Raw genomic sequence first — 19,319 nt, 5'->3', positions numbered from 1 at the left:
CGTTTGCATATAGTATTACTATATGATAGAAAGGGTGTGCAATGTGGAAAAAGAACATAACAATTTTAAAAAGTTCAGGTTCAAGTTTAAATCAAATCCAAGTTGTCGTTGTCATTGTTGTGGTTTTTGTTGTCCTTGTCATTGTAAGCCACCATTTATACCTGAACCACCAACTCCAGTCTGTGACTTTTTAGTCTACGTTACGGACGCTGGTCAGTTAGAAGCTCCTGATAATAGAGTATCAGTGATTGATACTGCGACAAATACTATAGTCGCTACCATTCCAGTAGGAAGTGGTCCTCTAGAAGTAGCGATTTCACCTGATGGAACGCTCGGTTATACTGCAAATTTCTTATCAAATAACGTAACTGTTTTTGAAACAGCAACAAACACTCCAGTCGCTACCATTCCAGTAGGAGTTAACCCGCTTGGTATAGCGGTTTCACCAAATGGAACAGTTACTTATGTATCCAATCACGGGTCTAACACTGTATCTGTCATTGATACAGCTACAAATACCGTAATCGCTACTATCCCAGTAGGGCTCCAACCTCAAGGCATTGCTTTTACTCCGAATAGTGCGTTTGCTTATGTTGCAAACGAAAACTCAAATTCAGTATCAGTTATAAATACAGCAACAAATTCCGTGGTTGCTACAATCCCTGTTGGAATTCGCCCAAGATCAATCGTTTTCACACCACACGGACAATTTGCTTATGTTACAAATGAAGCTAGTAACACAGTATCTGTAATTGATGCAACAACAAATACGGTAATTGCTACAATTCCTGTGGGAACAGGACCTGTTGGAACAGCTATTACACCTGATGGAACACTTGTTTACATTGTAAATAAAGGTGATAATACTGTATCTGTCATAAGTACAGCAACAAATACAGTAATTGCTACAATCCCTGTAGGATTATCTCCTGACCAAGTAACCATCTTGCCGGATGGAACACGTGCTTATGTCACAAATCAACTTGACCAAACTGTGTCTGTCATCGATATAGCAACAAATACAGTAATCGATACAATTCCAGGATTTAACGGACCTACTGGTATAAAAACCGGGACAATCTGCCAAACTTCTTAATCCAGGTCCTTGGGGCTCAAGGGTTTCAAACAAATAAAAAACAGGTACCTCTTCAGTCTCAGTATAATCGTAGTGACCAAACACCCAAAACCGAGCGAAGTGATTGCCCTATCCCTAATGCAGAATTGCATTTAACGGAATTTTAGTAAGGATGTTACTATTAAAATTGTCGAAAATTCATTTTCTGTTCAACTCCAATTAATGAATCCCGGCAAAGAATTTAAAGAAAATATCTTCCTTTTCTTTAAACTGTACCCTATAAGATAGACACTTTGAAAAAAGTCTATCTTATAGGGTATTTTTGTTTATAATGAGAAAAAAGATGTTGTGTTAGAGTGAAATGATATCAAAAGATATTTTACGAAAAAAATGAAAAAAACAGCACAAATGTAATTCGAGTGCGAATGAAGTTAGTGAGAAAAAGCGATCACTTATAACATCCGTGCTGATAGCAGGTCCCGCTGTTTTTCATTAGCTAAGTCTGTTCCAGCATATAGAGCTTGTCTATGTGAAACATATTAAAGGTGATATCAATACCTTGTGCCATTACTTGTCCTTAATGTTATAAATTAGTCGAAATCTCCTTTGTTTATTTCGCATTAACTACCTGTAAAAGAACGATTGGTTAAATACGAAACGATAAGTAGAATCCTAATAACATAAAAATAGCTGTTTCAAAAGTGTGCCTTGTTTTACTTTTGAAACAGCCATCAACAACATACTTTATACATTTTTTTCAGTATTTATTTCTATAGCAAGTTCGTTCAATTTGTGGTCTAAGTCATCAAGCAAACGTAATTTATGATTCAACTGCTTTTCAAAATCCATTGATTGAACCAATACTTTATTTACTCGAGCATCCAAGTGTACAAGGTACTCTGGGTTCATCATTGTTTTTCGACCCAAAGAAAAGCTATGTTGTTTTACATCCGCTAATTCTTCCGATAATTTTTCTATTTCAGTACTTTTCTCCTCTATTTCTAAGACTAAATGCTTATTAAGAATGTTTAAATCTGCTTGTTCTAATTGAGATTTTTCAACGGCTTCAATCACAGTCTTCATTTGTTGGCTTATATCCCTTATAAAAACATTCAACTTATTTTCAAGGCCATCCACTGCACTCTTATAATTAGCATCTGAAGTCATAGAAAGTAATTCATCTTTAGTGAATTTTAAAGATTCCTTTATTAATTTATTTTCTGCACGCAGTTCTTCCAGTTCTTTTAATAACCCCTCTATCGAAGAAAGTTGTTTTTTCTTCTGGATTTCTCTTGCTTGTATATCTTCATAGTAAGTTTTTATTTTTTTTTCGTGGTCTCTCTTCTGCTTTAAAAGCTCCATCGAAAGCTCCTTTTTCTGTTTCGTTAATTGAACATTTTCTCGCTCTAATCTCAGTACTAGTGAATAATAATCACTATCTCTAAGCCTTTTAACTTCATTTTTATATTTCGCTAATTCGGCTCTTAAAAAAATGATCATTTGCTGCAGCTGAATAGGATCATTGTTTTTAACAATATCATTATCCACACTTGCACCTCCTATCACGACATTTTTCTAAGTAAACTAATCACCTCTTCAAATTGCTCCTTACTATCCTCTAAAATCTCATCCAGCTGCTTAATAATCTTAATTTCTATTTCCTCATCACCAATTTCTTCAGTTTTGCTCTTTTCTCCTGACATTAAATAGGCAAGAAGTAGATTCAATGTGCCTTTTTCGAGATAAGCAAAGCTATTATTTTTCGTATTACTATAGTTAGATAGATTCGTAAGCTGTTCCTTTATTAGTTGATGGACAACACTATCTATTTTTTGATTTATATTTTCAGACTCACTCATTTTCATCCTCCTGTGTATGACTAATTCCATTGAGATTAATAGGATTTAAGACAACTACACCATCTTTTAGCTGATCACAATATGTAAAACCCATGATACTTCCTGAATAAGAGAAATTATGACCCCATTTGATTTGAAAGTTAGGAAATGATAATGTTTCGTTTGGCTCTAACGTTGTTTTTCCTATAGGTCTAAGCCAGAACTCCTCCTTGCTTGATTGATCATTGATTCGCTCCCAGCTACTGTTTCCTTTTAAATTCGGTGCAAAATGTTCATAGACATACCTTCCAGAGAAAGAGAATGGTGAGTCCTCTGGTAGTTTTATACATAGATACGGATTTGTTATAGGCTGATTACCTATATTGCGAATATGATAAGAGCCCAAGCATAAGCTCTCCTCATCGGGATTATAAGAGATATTAAACGAAGATGTGAAATAACTAATGATGTTGACACTATCCGGAATAATAAGCTCCTCAACCGTTTTTTTAATTTCGTGAACATAAAAATCCGTTTGTTTTTTTAGTTCATTTATCTTTTCTTCCACATGATCGATACGAGTAATCATAATTAGTACCTCCTTGCCAATAGTATTAAATTAACCAAAGAATTCACACTTTAGGCGATAGCTACTGTCTGAAATACTTTCATAAAAAAAAAGAGAGGATTACCCTCTCTTTACAATATGATTCTCTTCTATGTGTTAGTACCATTAGCCGAAAGTTGGGAAAACAGCAGGACATTGCTGAGGGACAACTACACCCGGACATGTGAATGGTAATTCTGCTCTTGGTTCGCAGAATGTCGCTAAGAATTCCACAGTAACTGGGAATGTTGATTGAATACTTTGGCATACAGATACAGTAATTGTTAATGCAGAAAACGTAATTGTACCTGTTCCAGCTGTTAATGTTCCTGTTGTACATACGAAACAATCTAAATCTGTGAATAAAATTTCTACATCTGTCCCTGTTGGTGCACATAATGTTACTTGTTCACAACGGGAAACTGGAATAGTATTGCTTGTGAACATTGTGCCATTTGGTAAACAAACAACTATTGTAAGAATAAAGTTCTTTTGAATAGTTAAATTTTGAAGACATACAGTTGCACCATCGATAGAGAATTGGCGATTCTCACGATTCAAGATAACAATAGGGTTAGTTGTTGCTGGAACTACCTTACATGTAACTACTGCACCTGTTAAATCAGTAGTTGGTGTTACTCCTGGAAAAGTAATTGGTCCGGTTGGGGAAATATCAAATGACATTTCCTTTACAATCCAGTCAAAAACCTTGTCGACGTTTATACAAATTAGTTCCTGTGCCTGGGATGGCATATTCTCTAGCATCCTTTTGACACCTCCATAAATTTTTTATCTTTCGTTTGTATCATATGTTTTTTAGCTATAAGTGCATGGGCTAATAAATAATTAGTTTTGATTTTTATTAAAATACTTAGTAACAGATGTATCTTTTTTGCTTACATCTCCTCTTCTAATGTAGAAACTAAAATATTTGAAAAGATCTGGATATTTGTAACAGAAAGTAAATATTTTTAATAAAATAATAATGGACTGAAAGGGGTGAAATGCAATGGAAGATTCAAAATTGTACTCCACTCAAGACATTGAAAAATTGAAGCAGAAGTTAGATGGCTACAAGAATACGTTAACTTCATTGAAAATGGAAACTTCAATTGATGATTACCTATTTATGAAAAAGGATTTTGATGGGATTAAAACACAAGTGACACTTTTAGAAGGGCTAACTGAAACAATAGATGATCAGCAAAATTCACAAATTAAAGGCTATGAGGAGCAGATACAACTTCTAGCGATACAAATTGAGTCTCTGAATCAAATGATTGAGAAAATGAACCAAGAAATACTAAGCGTTTTAAACAAATTACTCACGAGTGAAAATACTCAAGCTCAAGCCACTATACCCAAAACTGAAAACACACCTAAATTTTTGGCTAACGGTGTTCAAAGAGATCCGATAATTACACAGACAACAAACCAATCGATGAATACGTCAACTCAGCCATCTTATAAAATGCTACAAAGTCTAGCAGGTAAAGCAACAAATGGGCACTTAGATACCAACAATGATGTACCTTCTACTCGCAACGAAAATCAAAAAAATGTACCCGAAGAACGCCATTTTAATCAACAGTACTTTCAATCAATAAACACTCATCCAAGCCAAATATATAATGGTTTATATAGAAATACCACCACCGAATCCACCTTCCATTTTAAAAACGCTACGAACGCACAGGAAATTCCAATTAGAGTTTATGAATCTGCTGACAATGATCTTAAAGCCGAAAATTTAGTTAATAACGAAGAACTCGAAAAAATTAATAATACTATCACTATAGATGAAATGAGCTCTGTAATATCAAATGAGCTTGTCATACCCGAAGCATCTAAAGTAGTTAATGAACCTACAATTCTTGAAAATTCTAAAATGATTAATGAGCAAGACAAATCAAATACATCCCCTACTTTAAAAAGTGACGAATTTGAAGTCTTTGAAGCTCAAATAGTGGAAAATGAAACCCATATACAAATTGAAGAGGTAAACAAGCAACCTGAGCTAAAAGAAGAAACAACTGAAGAAGGGCAAAAAAAAGAAAAGAACTCTTTGCTTTTTAATTTCTTTCGAAAATGGAGTTAGTTTAAAATTATGGTGTACAAAGTTTATTTACAATAGATACGTCCAATAAGTATGAAAATACATATTGGACTTTTTTTGTTAAATTGGAAAAGTAAGTCCATTAATTAGTACCCGCAAAATGGCAATAGTTCCTCAAAAGAAGCCACTGAGAGTTCCACATATAAAAATTACCACCTAGATAATTGCCCTTACCCTTTAATCTTAGCTGAATAGAATAATGAAGAAAGGGGGTGTAAAAATGTGTATGAATTGTATGAATTCAACGTGTGGCGGCTGCGCAAATCAAAATAATCAGTGTAATGCACTTGGTCCTTTTGAAGCTATCGATGCTGCATGTATTACTACTCCACCAGCGACAGGTTCGATCATCCCATTCGCATCAGGAACAGTTCCTGTTATTTTAACATCAGTTCTTGGTGGCGCGATCGGTACAGTAAGTATGGTAGGATTCGGCACGTCTATTCCAGGGGTAACTCTTACTGGTACAAATATAGACTTATCAGCTGCTGTTGGAACGGAAGCCTTTTCAGTTCCACGTGCAGGTACTATTACATCTATTTCTGCGTCCTTGTCTTCAACAGTTGCTTTAACTCTTACAGGAACAGCAACAGTCAGAGCACAAATTTACCGCGCGGTTGCGGGAAGTAATATTTTCAGTCCTACAACAGCATTTGTTGATTTAGCACCAGCTCTCTCAACAATAGCAATAGGTACTATTACATTTGGTACTGCAAACGTTGCACCAGTTCCAGTAGCTGCTGGTGATCGTTTATTAATGGTGTTCTCTGTTACTTCCTCAGGGATTGTTGCTACTATTACTGGTAATGCAAGTGCAGGAATTAACATTGTATAAAAGATTATGATCGTAAGTTAGATTAAATCTAACTTACAGTATCCTTATGTATAACTGAAAATTACTTGAAATCAAAAGCAAAAAGTAAAGTAGGCGATTTTCCCAATATCGGGAAATCGCCTACTTTACACTATAAAAAAAATTAATATAACATATAAAAAGACAATTCAAGATAACGGTAAGATATCAGAAAGCAATCGGATAATAAACTTTTTGATATCAAACCCATCTTCTTGAACTGCCCAGCAAATTGCATTAATTAATTAGATCCTTCATTCGCATCTTTGGCGTAATTATACTTAGAACGATCAACTGGAGTATAGCCTGTTGGTGTATAGAATCTCAATAAGTCACCATTCACAACTTTGTCAGATAACTCCAATTTAAGATCTGCTTTATTTTTCATAGTTTTTGCCGACTCTAATTGACTATCATCTAGTAGTAAGCCTGTTTTATTATCGTAAAATTTCCCATTAATTGAATAAATCGTTGGACTGACAAAACCGCCATTTCTAAATGGTACAACTTCATCATGCTCTTTTGATAATAAGTCTGAACCAAATTGAACATATTTTTGCGTATCAATTCCTAGTAAATGTAATAATGTTGGAAGAAGGTCTGTTTGGCCACCATAAGTATGGTTCGTTCCACCTTGCATTCCTGGAACATGTATAAATAATGGTACGCGTTGTAAATTAGCACTTTCGTATGGTGTAATTTCTTTTCCTATAATTTGTTCCATCGCATCATTATGATTATCTGAAATACCGTAATGGTCACCATAAAGAACAATCATCGAATTATCATATAAGCCTAATTCTTTTAGTTGATTGAAGACTTGTTCGATCGCTTCATCTGCATAACGTGCTGTTTGGAAATAATTATCTACACTTGCATCTCCAGTATTAGCTTTATTAATTGTTACTAAGTTTTGATCCATTTTATATGGGAAGTGATTCCCTACCGTAATCAATTTCGTATAAAAAGGTTGCGGTAACGAACTTAAAAGACTTTCAGATTGTTTAAAGAATGGTTTATCTAACAAACCATATTCAGCCATGTTATCTGAAGAGTTCGTGTCATAATAACTAGCATCATAGAAATGCTCATATCCAAATGATTTATAAATCTCACTTCGGTTCCAGAAACTTCCTTTATTACCGTGGAATACAGCCGATGTATAACCATAATCTTTTAAAATACTAGGAGCTGCTTGGTACGTATTTTGTGCTTTTGTAATATAAGCAGAACCTTGTGGTAACCCAAATAAAGAATTTTCCAGCATAAATTCTGCATCGGAAGTTTTACCTTGACCCGTTTGATGGAAGAAATTATCAAAATACATTGTATTTTTATCTTTTGTTAATGAATTTAAAAATGGTGTAACTTCTTCACCGTTTAATTTATAGTTGATAAGGAAGTTTTGGAATGATTCTAAATGTAAATAGATGACGTTCATTCCTTTTGCTGCACCAAAATAGTTTGCATCAGGTTTGGCGTAGTTAGATTTTGTAAAGTTCATCACTTCTGTAATATCACTACTATCCGCCAAAGCTCTCTGTGAAGATGCTTTCATAGTTTCTACTGAATCATAAATCGTATAGTTATACATTCCTAGATATTTCACAATATAGTTTCTATCAAAACCTCGAGTTAATAGTTGCGGACGGTCAGATTCAGCTAGTCCTAAATTTAGGACTGATACTGCTAATGCAAATACAATGATTGCCATTGCTTTTTTAGATCCAAAACGATTGGTATCTTTTTGTATCTTTCTTGAGAATCGTAGGTAAAACATTACAAATACATCCACAAAGAACAAGATATCATATGGCTTTAATAAAGAAAGAACACTACCGCCTAAATCTCCGAAGTTCTGCGTTTGGCTAACTGTTGGTAATGTAATGAAATCACTAAAAAATCGGTAATAAACAATATTGGCATATAAAACAATAGACATCAGAGTGTAAACAACAACTAGTGATGTATATTTTCTCGTTCCTCTAAATAAAAAGGCAATTCCTAGAAATAGCATTGCTGAACCTAGTGGATTTATTAGTAAAAGGAATTGTTGAAGGAATCCTTCTACTCCTAGTTTAAATTGTGTTGTTTGAGTGATGTATGTTTTTATCCATAACATTAAAACAGCTATTAAATATATCCCTAAAAATTTATTTAATAGGTTATCTTTTTTACTTATTAAATTTTTCATTCTTGCACCTACCTTTTACTTACTTATTTAAAATCTAGATGTATATTAACTAGATTATAAGTACACATTGCTTCTATGAATATGTTATTTCACAGTAGCTTTTTCGTAGCTATTGTATACTACTCCCCATATAGACTTCTGTCAAGTTGTTCAATATATTTGAAGACAGTTAGCACACTTCTTCCTATTATTGTGAGTCACCTTTCATAAAAACACTTCGCATATGAGTTTTCAACAATAGCAATTTTAAACCACATTTCAAGTTTTAACAATAAAATTTTGGTGACATGAAACTTATAATTTTGTAAGTTTTAGTTTCAATATTTATATAAACAAGTGTTCTTGACCATTTAAGATTAAATAAATGCTGGAGTAAATCTTTTGATAATAAATCGATAAATGGTAAAAGTAAAAATAAGCTTAATTGAAAATTACCAGAAACAAGACAGACTTACTGATCATGCACCAAGAAATTCTAGAGCGAAATAAAGACGGATTTAATTCAGATGAGCGAGGAACAATTGGACAGTATGCTTAGCTTCGTAGAAAAGTATAGTAGGCATTTAGATTCCGAAATAAAGAAACAAGGTGTAGATAATTAGCCAGAGAATAAATTCGGATGATAAAAATGCAGCCCTACTCTATCGAGAAAAGGCTGCATTTTTATCATCGTTATTTTGTTGACGAGAAATAAAGGTTTTCAAGGAAACGAATACGATTACCGTTTTTTCAAGGTGGAAGCTTATACCTAATTAATATTTCCTGTTGGGTATAATGTAGTTCCTCCAATTGAAACTTTTATTTCATTAGATAATGGAACATTGTATTCATCAATAATTGTTCTCCACCAATCCCATGCTAGACCTGTACATTCTCTTGCATAAATTCTTATATTTTTTGAATTAGGTGGCAGTGGTATTACAGTAGAGAAATGAGCTGTTTTGTCTTTCCAGTTTCCATCCCAAGTTTTATGGGATAGTACTTCATTTCCATTTTCATCATATGAAAATTCATCCCAAGCTACTTCAAATTGAGCAACATATGCACCATAATGATCGAGGATGATTTTGCCTTTAGAATATTCTGTAGCTGTCGTCTCAATATAATCTGTATTGTTATGAACAGCAGCAATTGAATTATCCTTTAAGAAAACACTTGTATAGGAAATTGGGTATGCTGGATTTTTAAGACTGAATTCTCCGTTATCTTGAATTATTTTTCTAATATCATTAAAGTCTTTTGAGACAACCTGATTATGCTTTTGTGAATCTCCACCTAATACGACAGCAGTAAAGGAACTTTCTTCAAAAATATCTTTATACTGCCCACTAGTTTCTACATTAGTATTGACATCCTTCAGTAAGGCTTTAAAAGCAGCTTGTACATCCTTACTCTTAGAGTTTGTTTCCAATTTCACATAAATTGTTCTCCCATAAGCTACATTTGACACCATAACTGGAGGAGCATCATTACTTACCCCTTTACGGGTTAACTCTTCAAATTGAACACTATCATCAAAAAGGTCTGATGGATTGTTAGGTAGTTCTGCACTTACGGTATAAAATATTTGTTTATATGCCGCAACCATCACTTTTTTCTCTCCACTCGCAATTGCATTAAAGTCAATTCCTAATGAATTATCAAGAACTTGGGCGTTAACATTCAGAGCACTTGCTATTTGAGATTTGCTATAAACCATAGATTCTGAATATTGCAGTCTTGCAGGTAAAGTATGGGTTGTTGAATATTTTTCACTCCAAGTAGATACTAATTCATCTACTGCCCCAGACACATTACCATATGTTGGATTGTCTACAGTCATAGTATTTTCCCTTTTCATACCAGGTAAATCTATGCTAATATTTAGCGGTTTTCTTTTGGCCACCAATAAACTAGGTTGATTGTCTACAAATGCTTTGTTGGCAAGTTGTAATGCTCCTGGATATGTACGATTAGCCATAGAGTCGATAATTGAAATATCTACTGGTGAAGTTGTAAGTGATTTTTTGTTACGTTCAACCACTATAAATTTATCAACTGAGTTAATTCCTTCTTTTGGAATAAAACGATCAATCTTGTCACCTTTCACTGCTAAAACTTCGCTGTTATTGTAGTTTAAGTTTGCTATACCAGTATCAATGTCATTAGATTGGCTTTTTTCATTAACTAAAGTAGTATCAAATGTTTCAGCAAAGGAAATAATCGGATAATTTATAATGCATAAACTAACAGATAAACATAATAGAAATTTTATTACTTTAAAATAATTTCGATTTCCCAAAAAAACCACTCCTTTTTTAGGAAATTATACCACAAAAATGGTTCGTTCAAATATAGTAGTTTGGTTTTATGTTCAGATATTTTAAGAATATATTCACAGTAAATATGACATGCTTTAATTCCCAATTTTAACTACTATAGTCGCAACAATTACACCAGTGAGAGTACAGCAAACAATCTTTCCTTTTACATTCACTGACAAATTAAAGAATTCCAAAATGGTTGAAATTTATATATCAATCAAAGATGATACCGCTATTAAATATGTCTGGTGAATACTACTTCATTATTAGAGCTAATCTACGGATAATAAATCATCTTCTGTACAAACTAATTTCAGGAGGTGAAATTCATGAATAACAACAACAACTTTAACAAAAAAACTCCAAATGCAATGAACTCGATGAACCAAGAATTCGGAAATGAGACTGATGTTAATCAAATTAAACAACAAATCCAACAAGCAGAAGCTAACAAAAAACAAGCTTCTGGTGCAATGCACTCGATGAACCAAGAATTCGGGAATGAAACTGATGTTAATCAAATTAAACAACAAATCCAACAAGCAGAAGCTAACAAAAAACAAGCTTCTGGTCGATATGGAAACGAAAACGGTACAAAATAAGTTAAATTATCATCCTTAACCGGCAACCTTTTTTGCCGGTTTTTTTCCTACACTCCAAGTACCGAATGTCACAAAGGAATTCTTTATGTTCATAAATACATACCCATCAAAAAAATTTATAGCGTTATTACATCCAATTTTATATCACCAATTTTTTACTATTTATATTTTTTATTGATGGCCCTAGTTAATATTCATACTTAATGTCCCATTATTTATCCTTAGTTCAATAGGTTAATGAACACCCGAGCAACTTCCCCATAATTTCTACTAAATTTGGACCTGCTACATCACCAAATGTTGTTGGTTAGTAACCAAATTAAAAAGAGTAAGAAAATTCGTATACACAGTTACACCATATAGCTTGATTTGCGCACAGCTTTTTTTATCACGTCAATTAATGTACTAAAGCCAGAAGCTCAAAAGATGTGGGAACTGCAGCAAAGCTTACAAGCTATGGGCTTCGTGATCAATAGTATTAAATACGACATAAATACTTATGAAGATGCGCAGATTTAGACGCAACAAGTCAGTTATTTATTTTACAAACAACAGATCAAATGATTCCCTACATCCCTAATGAGCGTAAATTTACACGACTAATTTATACAGGAAAGGTTGAGCAGAAATCAGTCGTTTATCAGTGTAATCATTGTAAATACTCATTTATAGTCGGCGCTGGCAATCAATACACTACGATTACTCAGCTTAAATCTAGTGGTTGTCCTAGCTGCAAAAATAACCTTTTATTTGATATTCACCATTTTTCAACATATCTGCAACCACTGCATGCTCTGCAAAAAAACCCATGGAACAAGCTGTATCTATACTAATCCCTGTATCTACAGTTTCAATTGCTACACCAATTTAAAGCTCTCATTGCTACTAAGTAAATAAAATGCTCATTGAATCAATGTGTATCGATTTTTATAAAATCTACAATCGGAAAGCTAAAAAAAGAGTAAAAAAAAACCGAATAATTAATTCGAATTTTCCGATTAATGATTAAGCGTGTCTATAGAAAAAAAGGTCTATTCAGATTTTTAATAACCTCTGAGTTCGACCTTTTCTTGTTCGACTTAAATATAACTATTAGATGAGACATTTAAATTGTTCATTTTAGTATACATCTCGTCAATTCGATAAATTCCTTCATTGATGGTGAAATCCATTTCTCTTGATGCCACAGCATTTGAGTGGCAAACCGTATTTCAGATAAATCCCAAGGTAAAGTGATTAGTTCTCCCCGCTCTAACTCTTCCTTAAGCGACATTTCAGGAAGTAAGGCAATACCGAGTCCAACCATTGTACATTGTTTAATAGCCTCTACACTATTAAACTCTAGTTCGGTCAAGCTGTCGGCCCCTTTTCTCAATAACGTGCGATAGAAGAAAGTTCGATAAGAGCAACCCTTTTCACTTAATAGAATATGCTCTCTGTTAAAATCTTCTATGCTTAATGTAGAACATTTAGCTAATGGATGGTTGGGGGATGCTACCATAAGAAAAGGTTCATCCATTAAAAACTCTGTATGAATATCCGCAGAGGTGATAGGTTCATCCAGCATAAAGACCACATCGACATCCCCTTTCCTTAGACTCTGTTTCAGATTTTGACTAGACAAGGGCCTAAACAAAAGACGAACGTGCGGATACCTTTCACGAAAAAGCCGGAGTAATGCAGGTAGCCGGTATGTACAGAGCACTTCGTCTGCACCGATTGTAACCGTACCCGTTAATTCTCCGCTTTGACTCGAGACATGCCGAGCCTCCTCTATATCATTTAAAATTTTGTTGGCATAGGGTAATAATTGTTGGCCTGCTTCTGTTAATACGACACTTTTGCCTAAGCGATCCAGCAACTTGACCCCCAATTCTTCCTCTAAAGCCTTAATTTGCATGGTTACAGTAGACGGAACATAGTTCAATACTTCCGCAGTGCGGCTAAAACTGCGTGTGGAAGCAAGCGTCCAAAATGTTTTAAGTTGGCGAATTTCCATTGTGACAGCACCTCTTAATTCAAAAAAATTGAACATTACGATCAAAAACGTTTCGTTGATTTGATGGTAACAGTACCGTAAAGTAAAAATCAAGCTTCAACACCAAATCTTGTATAACGAAGGAGAATCACATATGAAAGATTATAAAATTTATTCATTAGGGGATGTCGTGCTACAATCGGGCCAAAAGTTGCCTCAAGCCTTTCTTGCCTATAAAACCTATGGAACTTTAAATTCCACCAAGTCAAACGTAATTGTCTACCCTACTTGGTTTGCTGGTCAGCACACTGATAATGAGTGGTTGATTGGACCTGGTAAAGCTCTCGATCCAGACAAATACTTTATTATTGTACCTAATATGTTTGGGAATGGTCTTTCTTCCTCCCCTAGCAACACACCAGCCCCTTTCGACAGAGCAAATTTCCCGCTCATCACGATTTATGATAATGTTCAGCTACAACATCGGCTAGTAACCGAAGAATTTGGTATTAAAAAAATTGCTCTAGTCGTTGGCTGGTCACTCGGTGCGCTACAAACCTTTCAATGGGGGACAAATTACCCTGAAATGGTCGAGCGGATTGCACCGTTTGGCGGAACAGCAAAGACTAGGCCACATGCACAGCTTGTTTTTGAAGGGCTTATCGCAGCATTGCAAGCGGATTCCAACTGGAAGGAAGGTTTCTATATCCATCAGCCTACAAGAGGACTTGCCGCGATGGGACGTGCTTATGCTCCTTGGGGGTTCTCTCAGACTTATTATTTAGAACAGCTCTATCAGGTGGAAGGATACTCGACGTTAAAGGGATATCTAGAAGATTATTGGGATCAAGTGTTCCTTTCCTTCGATGCCAACGACTTAATTACCATGCTCCGTACTGGGATTAGCGGAGATATTAGCGCCAATCCTCTAGACAATAGAAATTTTGAGCAGGCATTAAACCGTATTACCGCTCCTGCCCTTGTTATGCCAGGCTCGACCGATCTGTTTTTCCCTCCGGAAGATAATGCATATGACGTGAAACATATGCCAAATGCTGTTTTTCAACCAATCGAATCCAAGTGGGGACATTGCTTTGGAATCGGTCAACATGAACAGGATTCTCTCGTGATAGACAACCATTTGAAACAATTTTTACAGTTGTGATAAGTGTCTTTCCACCACGCTGTTTGTTGATGGTAATCATATAGGCTTATTAACGAATTAGGTTTGCGGTTAGAGTATATAGATTGAGCTTTTTCCGCTATTACCTACTATAAAAGCGTTCCTGTTTATTACAGGTACGCTTTTTATAATCTCAGATAGTAACAAAACTTTACTTCCACTACTAAAATAATAATTTGTATTTTTTCTCTTTACCTACTTCTGTCTTTATATTTTAGTGGTTTTCTAACCCCACTTTGACCAACAAGAGAATTTTATCATCAGTTGCTGATGGGGTAAGTATTTAAAAAAAGCCTATTTTCATAATGCGTCCGTTTATTAACTAAGGAAGTTAAATTGGTTGAAAATTTAATAAATAGTTAGAAATCTCTATCAAACTCTCATCTGGATCCCTTGTATAAATAGAGGTTATCGATCCTAATGCTCCTGTTCTTTTTACTGGTTTTATAGTCAAGTTTTAGGAATGGAAGTTATTACATTTGGAGAAGGAAGAAAGGCATTACACTTTGGAGAGCAGAAAATAAATCTACATGAAGTAGGCAAAGAATTCGAACCAAAAGGAAAAAACCCATGTCTGGTACTGCTGATTTATGTTTTATCACAGATGTTCCTATTTTAGATGTGATAGACCATTTAGATAGTTACGGCGCTCATATTGAAGAAGGTTTCACATGTTTTATTAATATTTTTTATAGTCAAAACCAAATGATCTAATTTAGAGATTTTCATTGAATCACCCCTTTTTTTCTTTAAAGCAAATAATTAGAATTTTATTCAGTAATCCAGCTCTTAGTTTAAGCTCAAACTTCCACATATATTACCGTATTTTAACACAAATATTAGATTTACTTATTGCTCATCCTTGGTTTGGCTAAAAGATTCTATAGAGTTTTTCATATGATTAATGAGTGCTGTCACTTCGGAATCCAGTCCTTCCCACTTATCAACGTGCTCTCCACGATAAGCTTTTCTGGCTAAGTCAAGTAAAGTCGAGTATTCTTTCGGCAAACGGGATAAAGCCCATTTTGCAGCTACATCTTTTGGAGAAATTTCAGCGATAGACACTGTCTGCCACATTCGAGCCAGGGTTAAAAGTACATTGCGCTCATCCCCTTTAGAATCCCAAGACTTTGTTGTAAGGCAATCAGTCTCCACTGAATTTGTCATATTCATAATTGTTCGCGATTTACCTAATGGTACTGTTCAGCTTCCTCGGGCTTAATATTTTAAAACACAAAAAAGCCCAGGTATTCACCATTTAATGAGCGCCTGGACATTTGTTTTTAACACTATTGTTTAAATAATATAACTCAATAGCTTGTATTCAGAAATATTTTCAACAAACACTGTTAATACGATTAATGACTAATATATCTTTTGGTATTTGTAATAAACCAGTAGGCGAAGCACTTTCTAACTTTTCTCTTTTTCCTTCTCCCCACAGTGCCCCAAAACTCTTAATACCAGCTGCGTTAGCAGACAAAATATCTGTCGGTTGATCTCCAATATAAATACAATTCTTTGGTTCAATTTGTAGTTCGTTAACTGCTTTTAACAACGGTGCAGGATGTGGTTTGTGCTCTTTACAATCATCTAATCCTACAATAACATTGAAAAAAGGATAGAGTTTTGTTTTGTGCAATTCCTGGATAACATATTTTTTATACTTAGAGGAGACAATCCCCATCGTAACCCCTCTACTTTTTAATTCAGTTAACACCTCATATATACCGTTATATTCCTTAACTTGATTATTTATCATTTCGTAGTGTCTAAAGAATGATTCCAATACCTCTTTTTCTTGCCCGCTAAACCACTCATCAATAATTCTAGTAATCGGTTTTCCTATTAAATAACTTTTTTCTTCATCAGTAAGTTGACTCTTCCTAATTGTTTCTATACAGTCACAACATGCTTGAATATACATTTTCTCGCTATCATGCAGTGTACCGTCTAAATCAAATAAAATAGTATCCATATTTTCTCCTTAGCTTTTTCACTTCAACTGTTTAAGTGCATAGTCTGTTGTAATCGTAATGTTTTCCGGTATATCATTTATTGGGAACCATTGTACTTTCTCTAAAGCATGAGGCTCTTTATTTTGCACTATGCCCTTAGTAATATGTGCGATGAATGTAGGAGCAACATAATGAACATCTTCGGATTGAACAATATGATTTGTAACACATACTAATCGTTCAATTTCGATGTCAACTCCGAGCTCTTCCTTAATCTCACGTATTACGGCATTTTCTATTGTTTCCATATAGTCAACTTTGCCACCAGGTAAACTCCAATAACCCGATTCAGGCGATTTTTTACGTAATACAAGTAAAATCCGGTTATTCTCATCTAATATAACTGCTCCAACTCCGACTTTTGGTAATTTTTCTTTTTCCATTATTATTCCCCCTACTCAACTTCATTTTATAAAACATACAATAAGTTAATTCATATTAATTAGAGTAGTATATTTTTGAAATACTTCCCTGTTTTTATAAAATCTTTACTTGTTTCTCAAAGTATTCATTTTGCAGAATTCCCATATGAATAATGTCATGCCATTCACCATCTCTAAATAGACTTTGTCTACTGTTCCCTTCCTGTTGAAAACCAATCTTAGTGTACAAATGAATTGCTTTATCATTAAATGAAAATACTTTAAGGTAAACTCGATGAAGATTCATTTCGTAAAAAACATAATCCAGCAATAATTTCAATCCCTCTGAACCGTATCCTTTTCCCCAATATTCTTTTTCCCCGATGTCAATAATACATTCAGCATTTCTATTTTTATAATCAATGTTGATTAATGACACAATGCCAATTGGTATTCCATCTCCTTTTTCAACCATAATGTAGCTTTTCGCTGCATTAGTTACCAAAATAACATGATCTACAAATTCTTGAGTTTCTTCCATTGGATAAACATCTAAAGATGGATTAGTAGAATGCATAACTTCCACATCATTTCTCCATTTATGATATAATTCTGTATCTTCCTTTGTCATTTTTCTTAGTCTCAATCTTGATGATTCAAACAACATAAAGTTCACTCCTCATTTTTCGGATTTTGGATTAATTAATTTTTCTAAAGAGAAAAGTAAGACGGATAATTGATCCTTTACTTTTGTTTGTTCATGTCCCAGTTGAAATGTGTCCAACATTAAACCGTTTATAAATGATAGGATATACCTTGCAATAGAATGAGTAGATTGTTGAGGTCTAAATTCTCCTTTACGCATACCTTCATTTAATACTTCTTCTATAGCTTCAGTAATTCGATTGTAGCGTTCAGAAATGTAAGGGAAATTATCTTTATTATTTTTGTAATTATATGATAAAAAGAATTCCGCCTTTGCATAGAGCAATGTTTGGTCAATTTCCTCTATATAAATTTGCTGTTCTTCAATCCAGTTTTTTAATTGCGGCCAAAGTAGGGATTCATCAGATGGCACAAAATATTGAACATCTTTTTGGTCATCATATTTTAAAACTTCGATAAAAACGTGATTGATATTATTGAAATAACTGTAGAATGCACCTCTAGATATTCCGGCTTTGTCCATAATATCTTGCATAGATGTGTGAACATAACCTTTCTCGATAAACACCTTCTTTGCTGCTTCTATCAAGTCTCTTTCTCTCTCTTTTTTATATTCTTCACTAACTTTTGGTGTCATAAGCCACTCTCCTTAATGAATGACAAAATGCACATAACAAACTATACACTATTGTCGTTTATATTACAGATTATACCGACACAAGTGTATAGTTTCAACTTTTTATATTTATAAAATGGGGAAATCAGTCAAAAAAGGGGCTGTCTAATAAGTCCCTTTTACAACAAAATTACTTGAATTCAAAAATGCCGAAACGCTGTTAAATCGACGTTTCGGCATTTTGTGTTATTCATATTTCAGAGGAAAATCCTCCTTTTGGGATAGCCACTTAAATTAGCATTCATTTGTGTACGTGTGAAGATTTCATCAGCAGTACTCGCATCAAAAAATAGAAAATAGTGGTTCTAATTATTGTGAGTATTATAGTTCCTCATTATTAATAAGCAGGCTATTTCATTCCTTTTCCTTAATCTCAAAAATATTGCCATTCACTAATGTATGAAAATATTCATCTAGCTGCTCTAAGCTTACTTGATTCGGATTTTTACGCCGCCATTCGCTTATATAAGGTGCGCGTTTCCCTTCGCCTTTTTCCTCAGCAGGATACCAAATCTGCACCATTAGCTCTCACCGATCATTCGGATCTTTAGTAATAGGTTCATCCCGTTTTTGGTCGACCCAATGATATAGCGCCGTGCCAACCGTTAAGGGACCAGTCGGTTTTTCAAATGAAATCACCGGCAAGAGTGAAGACAGAGCAACTGCTACAGACAAATAAATGACCAGCAACGATGTCTTAAATGCAATTGAAATCCAGCTTCCGGCACTCTTTCTTCTCCCTGCCAATAGATAGTACATTGTCAAAATAATTGGGGACAAATAAGCCGGGATCATCTGCCAGTAAAGCACTAGAAAAAGCGCAGCAGGATTTATCTAGACGGAACATT

Annotated in this window: 16 protein-coding genes and 5 pseudogenes; 7 read left to right on the top strand and 14 right to left on the bottom strand. The window is 34.3% G+C overall.

The window, feature by feature from the left end:
• Positions 1-43 precede the first annotated feature (43 nt).
• The gene (locus ACFVT8_RS04875; protein WP_387081671.1) at positions 44-1,096 is read left to right on the top strand and encodes a beta-propeller fold lactonase family protein; all 1,053 of its coding nucleotides are present in this window, start codon (positions 44-46) and stop codon (positions 1,094-1,096) included.
• 723 nt (positions 1,097-1,819) lie between these two features.
• Here ACFVT8_RS04875 and ACFVT8_RS04870 read toward each other — a convergent pair.
• The 4 genes from ACFVT8_RS04870 to ACFVT8_RS04855 form a co-directional block, all read right to left on the bottom strand.
• Positions 1,820-2,623 carry a hypothetical protein gene (locus ACFVT8_RS04870; RefSeq protein ID WP_387081673.1) on the bottom strand — a complete coding sequence of 268 codons (804 nt, stop codon included), beginning with the start codon at positions 2,621-2,623 and terminating at the stop codon, positions 1,820-1,822.
• A gap of 14 nt (positions 2,624-2,637) precedes the next feature.
• Positions 2,638-2,934, bottom strand: a complete 297-nt coding sequence (locus ACFVT8_RS04865; RefSeq protein WP_387081675.1) for a hypothetical protein — start codon at positions 2,932-2,934, stop codon at positions 2,638-2,640.
• Positions 2,927-3,502: a hypothetical protein gene (locus ACFVT8_RS04860; RefSeq protein ID WP_387081676.1), complete on the bottom strand. Its 576-nt coding sequence runs from the start codon at positions 3,500-3,502 to the stop codon at positions 2,927-2,929. Before ACFVT8_RS04860 ends, ACFVT8_RS04865 begins: the two co-directional genes overlap by 8 nt.
• 144 nt (positions 3,503-3,646) lie before the next feature.
• A complete protein-coding gene (locus ACFVT8_RS04855; RefSeq protein WP_387081678.1) occupies positions 3,647-4,285 on the bottom strand; it encodes a BMQ_0737 family morphogenetic spore coat protein in 639 nt (212 codons plus the stop codon).
• Between the two features lie 244 nt (positions 4,286-4,529).
• On the opposite strand from ACFVT8_RS04855, the gene ACFVT8_RS04850 reads away from it, so the two are divergent.
• Positions 4,530-5,618 (top strand): hypothetical protein, encoded by a 1,089-nt coding sequence (locus ACFVT8_RS04850; protein WP_387081680.1) that lies wholly within the window; start codon positions 4,530-4,532, stop codon positions 5,616-5,618.
• 238 nt (positions 5,619-5,856) lie between these two features.
• Entirely contained in the window at positions 5,857-6,471 is a 615-nt protein-coding gene (locus ACFVT8_RS04845; RefSeq protein ID WP_387081682.1) for an exosporium glycoprotein BclB-related protein, read from the top strand.
• A 259-nt stretch (positions 6,472-6,730) separates the two neighbouring features.
• On the opposite strand, the gene ltaS is transcribed toward ACFVT8_RS04845, so the two are convergent.
• Positions 6,731-8,683, bottom strand: a complete 1,953-nt coding sequence (gene ltaS / locus ACFVT8_RS04840) for a lipoteichoic acid synthase (protein WP_387081683.1) — start codon at positions 8,681-8,683, stop codon at positions 6,731-6,733.
• Positions 8,684-9,143: 460 nt separating this feature from the next.
• Between ltaS and ACFVT8_RS04835 the strand changes: the two are divergent.
• Positions 9,144-9,285 (top strand): annotated as a pseudogene (locus ACFVT8_RS04835) (MarR family transcriptional regulator); the annotation flags it as partial.
• Positions 9,286-9,431: 146 nt separating this feature from the next.
• Here the strand turns inward: ACFVT8_RS04835 and ACFVT8_RS04830 are convergent.
• Positions 9,432-10,964, bottom strand: a complete 1,533-nt coding sequence (locus ACFVT8_RS04830; protein ID WP_387081684.1) for a thiol-activated cytolysin family protein — start codon at positions 10,962-10,964, stop codon at positions 9,432-9,434.
• 351 nt (positions 10,965-11,315) lie between these two features.
• Here ACFVT8_RS04830 and ACFVT8_RS04825 point away from each other — a divergent pair, with 351 nt between their 5' ends.
• The gene (locus ACFVT8_RS04825) at positions 11,316-11,588 is read left to right on the top strand and encodes a gamma-type small acid-soluble spore protein (RefSeq protein ID WP_387081686.1); all 273 of its coding nucleotides are present in this window, start codon (positions 11,316-11,318) and stop codon (positions 11,586-11,588) included.
• 1,114 nt (positions 11,589-12,702) lie between these two features.
• Here ACFVT8_RS04825 and ACFVT8_RS04820 read toward each other — a convergent pair.
• Complete coding sequence (locus tag ACFVT8_RS04820; protein ID WP_387081687.1) at positions 12,703-13,587, bottom strand: LysR family transcriptional regulator; 885 nt, start codon at positions 13,585-13,587, stop codon at positions 12,703-12,705.
• Positions 13,588-13,720: 133 nt separating this feature from the next.
• On the opposite strand from ACFVT8_RS04820, the gene ACFVT8_RS04815 reads away from it, so the two are divergent.
• The gene (locus ACFVT8_RS04815; protein WP_387081689.1) at positions 13,721-14,731 is read left to right on the top strand and encodes an alpha/beta fold hydrolase; all 1,011 of its coding nucleotides are present in this window, start codon (positions 13,721-13,723) and stop codon (positions 14,729-14,731) included.
• Positions 14,732-15,080: 349 nt separating this feature from the next.
• Here the strand turns inward: ACFVT8_RS04815 and ACFVT8_RS04810 are convergent.
• Positions 15,081-15,191, bottom strand: a pseudogene (locus ACFVT8_RS04810) (VOC family protein); the annotation flags it as partial.
• Here ACFVT8_RS04810 and ACFVT8_RS04805 point away from each other — a divergent pair.
• Positions 15,192-15,415: pseudogene (locus ACFVT8_RS04805) on the top strand (VOC family protein); the annotation flags it as partial.
• Between the two features lie 183 nt (positions 15,416-15,598).
• On the opposite strand, the pseudogene ACFVT8_RS04800 reads toward ACFVT8_RS04805, so the two are convergent.
• The 6 genes and pseudogenes from ACFVT8_RS04800 to ACFVT8_RS04775 form a co-directional block, all read right to left on the bottom strand.
• Positions 15,599-15,865: pseudogene (locus tag ACFVT8_RS04800) on the bottom strand (DUF4111 domain-containing protein); the annotation flags it as partial.
• Positions 15,866-16,085: 220 nt separating this feature from the next.
• Positions 16,086-16,727, bottom strand: a complete 642-nt coding sequence (locus ACFVT8_RS04795) for an HAD family hydrolase (protein WP_387081690.1) — start codon at positions 16,725-16,727, stop codon at positions 16,086-16,088.
• Positions 16,728-16,745: 18 nt separating this feature from the next.
• On the bottom strand, positions 16,746-17,150 hold the full coding sequence (locus ACFVT8_RS04790) for an NUDIX domain-containing protein (protein WP_387081692.1): 405 nt from the start codon (positions 17,148-17,150) through the stop codon (positions 16,746-16,748).
• 94 nt (positions 17,151-17,244) lie between these two features.
• The gene (locus tag ACFVT8_RS04785) at positions 17,245-17,796 is read right to left on the bottom strand and encodes a GNAT family N-acetyltransferase (protein ID WP_387081694.1); all 552 of its coding nucleotides are present in this window, start codon (positions 17,794-17,796) and stop codon (positions 17,245-17,247) included.
• A gap of 12 nt (positions 17,797-17,808) precedes the next feature.
• Positions 17,809-18,432, bottom strand: coding sequence for a TetR/AcrR family transcriptional regulator (locus tag ACFVT8_RS04780; protein WP_387081696.1), 624 nt, complete (start codon positions 18,430-18,432; stop codon positions 17,809-17,811).
• Between the two features lie 465 nt (positions 18,433-18,897).
• Positions 18,898-19,272 (bottom strand): annotated as a pseudogene (locus ACFVT8_RS04775) (carboxylic ester hydrolase); the annotation flags it as partial.
• Positions 19,273-19,319: the final 47 nt, after the last annotated feature.

It is taken from the genome of Lysinibacillus sp. NPDC058147 (assembly GCF_042884205.1).
Classification (GTDB): Bacteria; Bacillota; Bacilli; order Bacillales_A; family Planococcaceae; genus Lysinibacillus.
The sequence above is the reverse complement of the archived record's forward strand: the minus strand, read 5'-3'. Positions and strand labels throughout refer to the sequence as shown.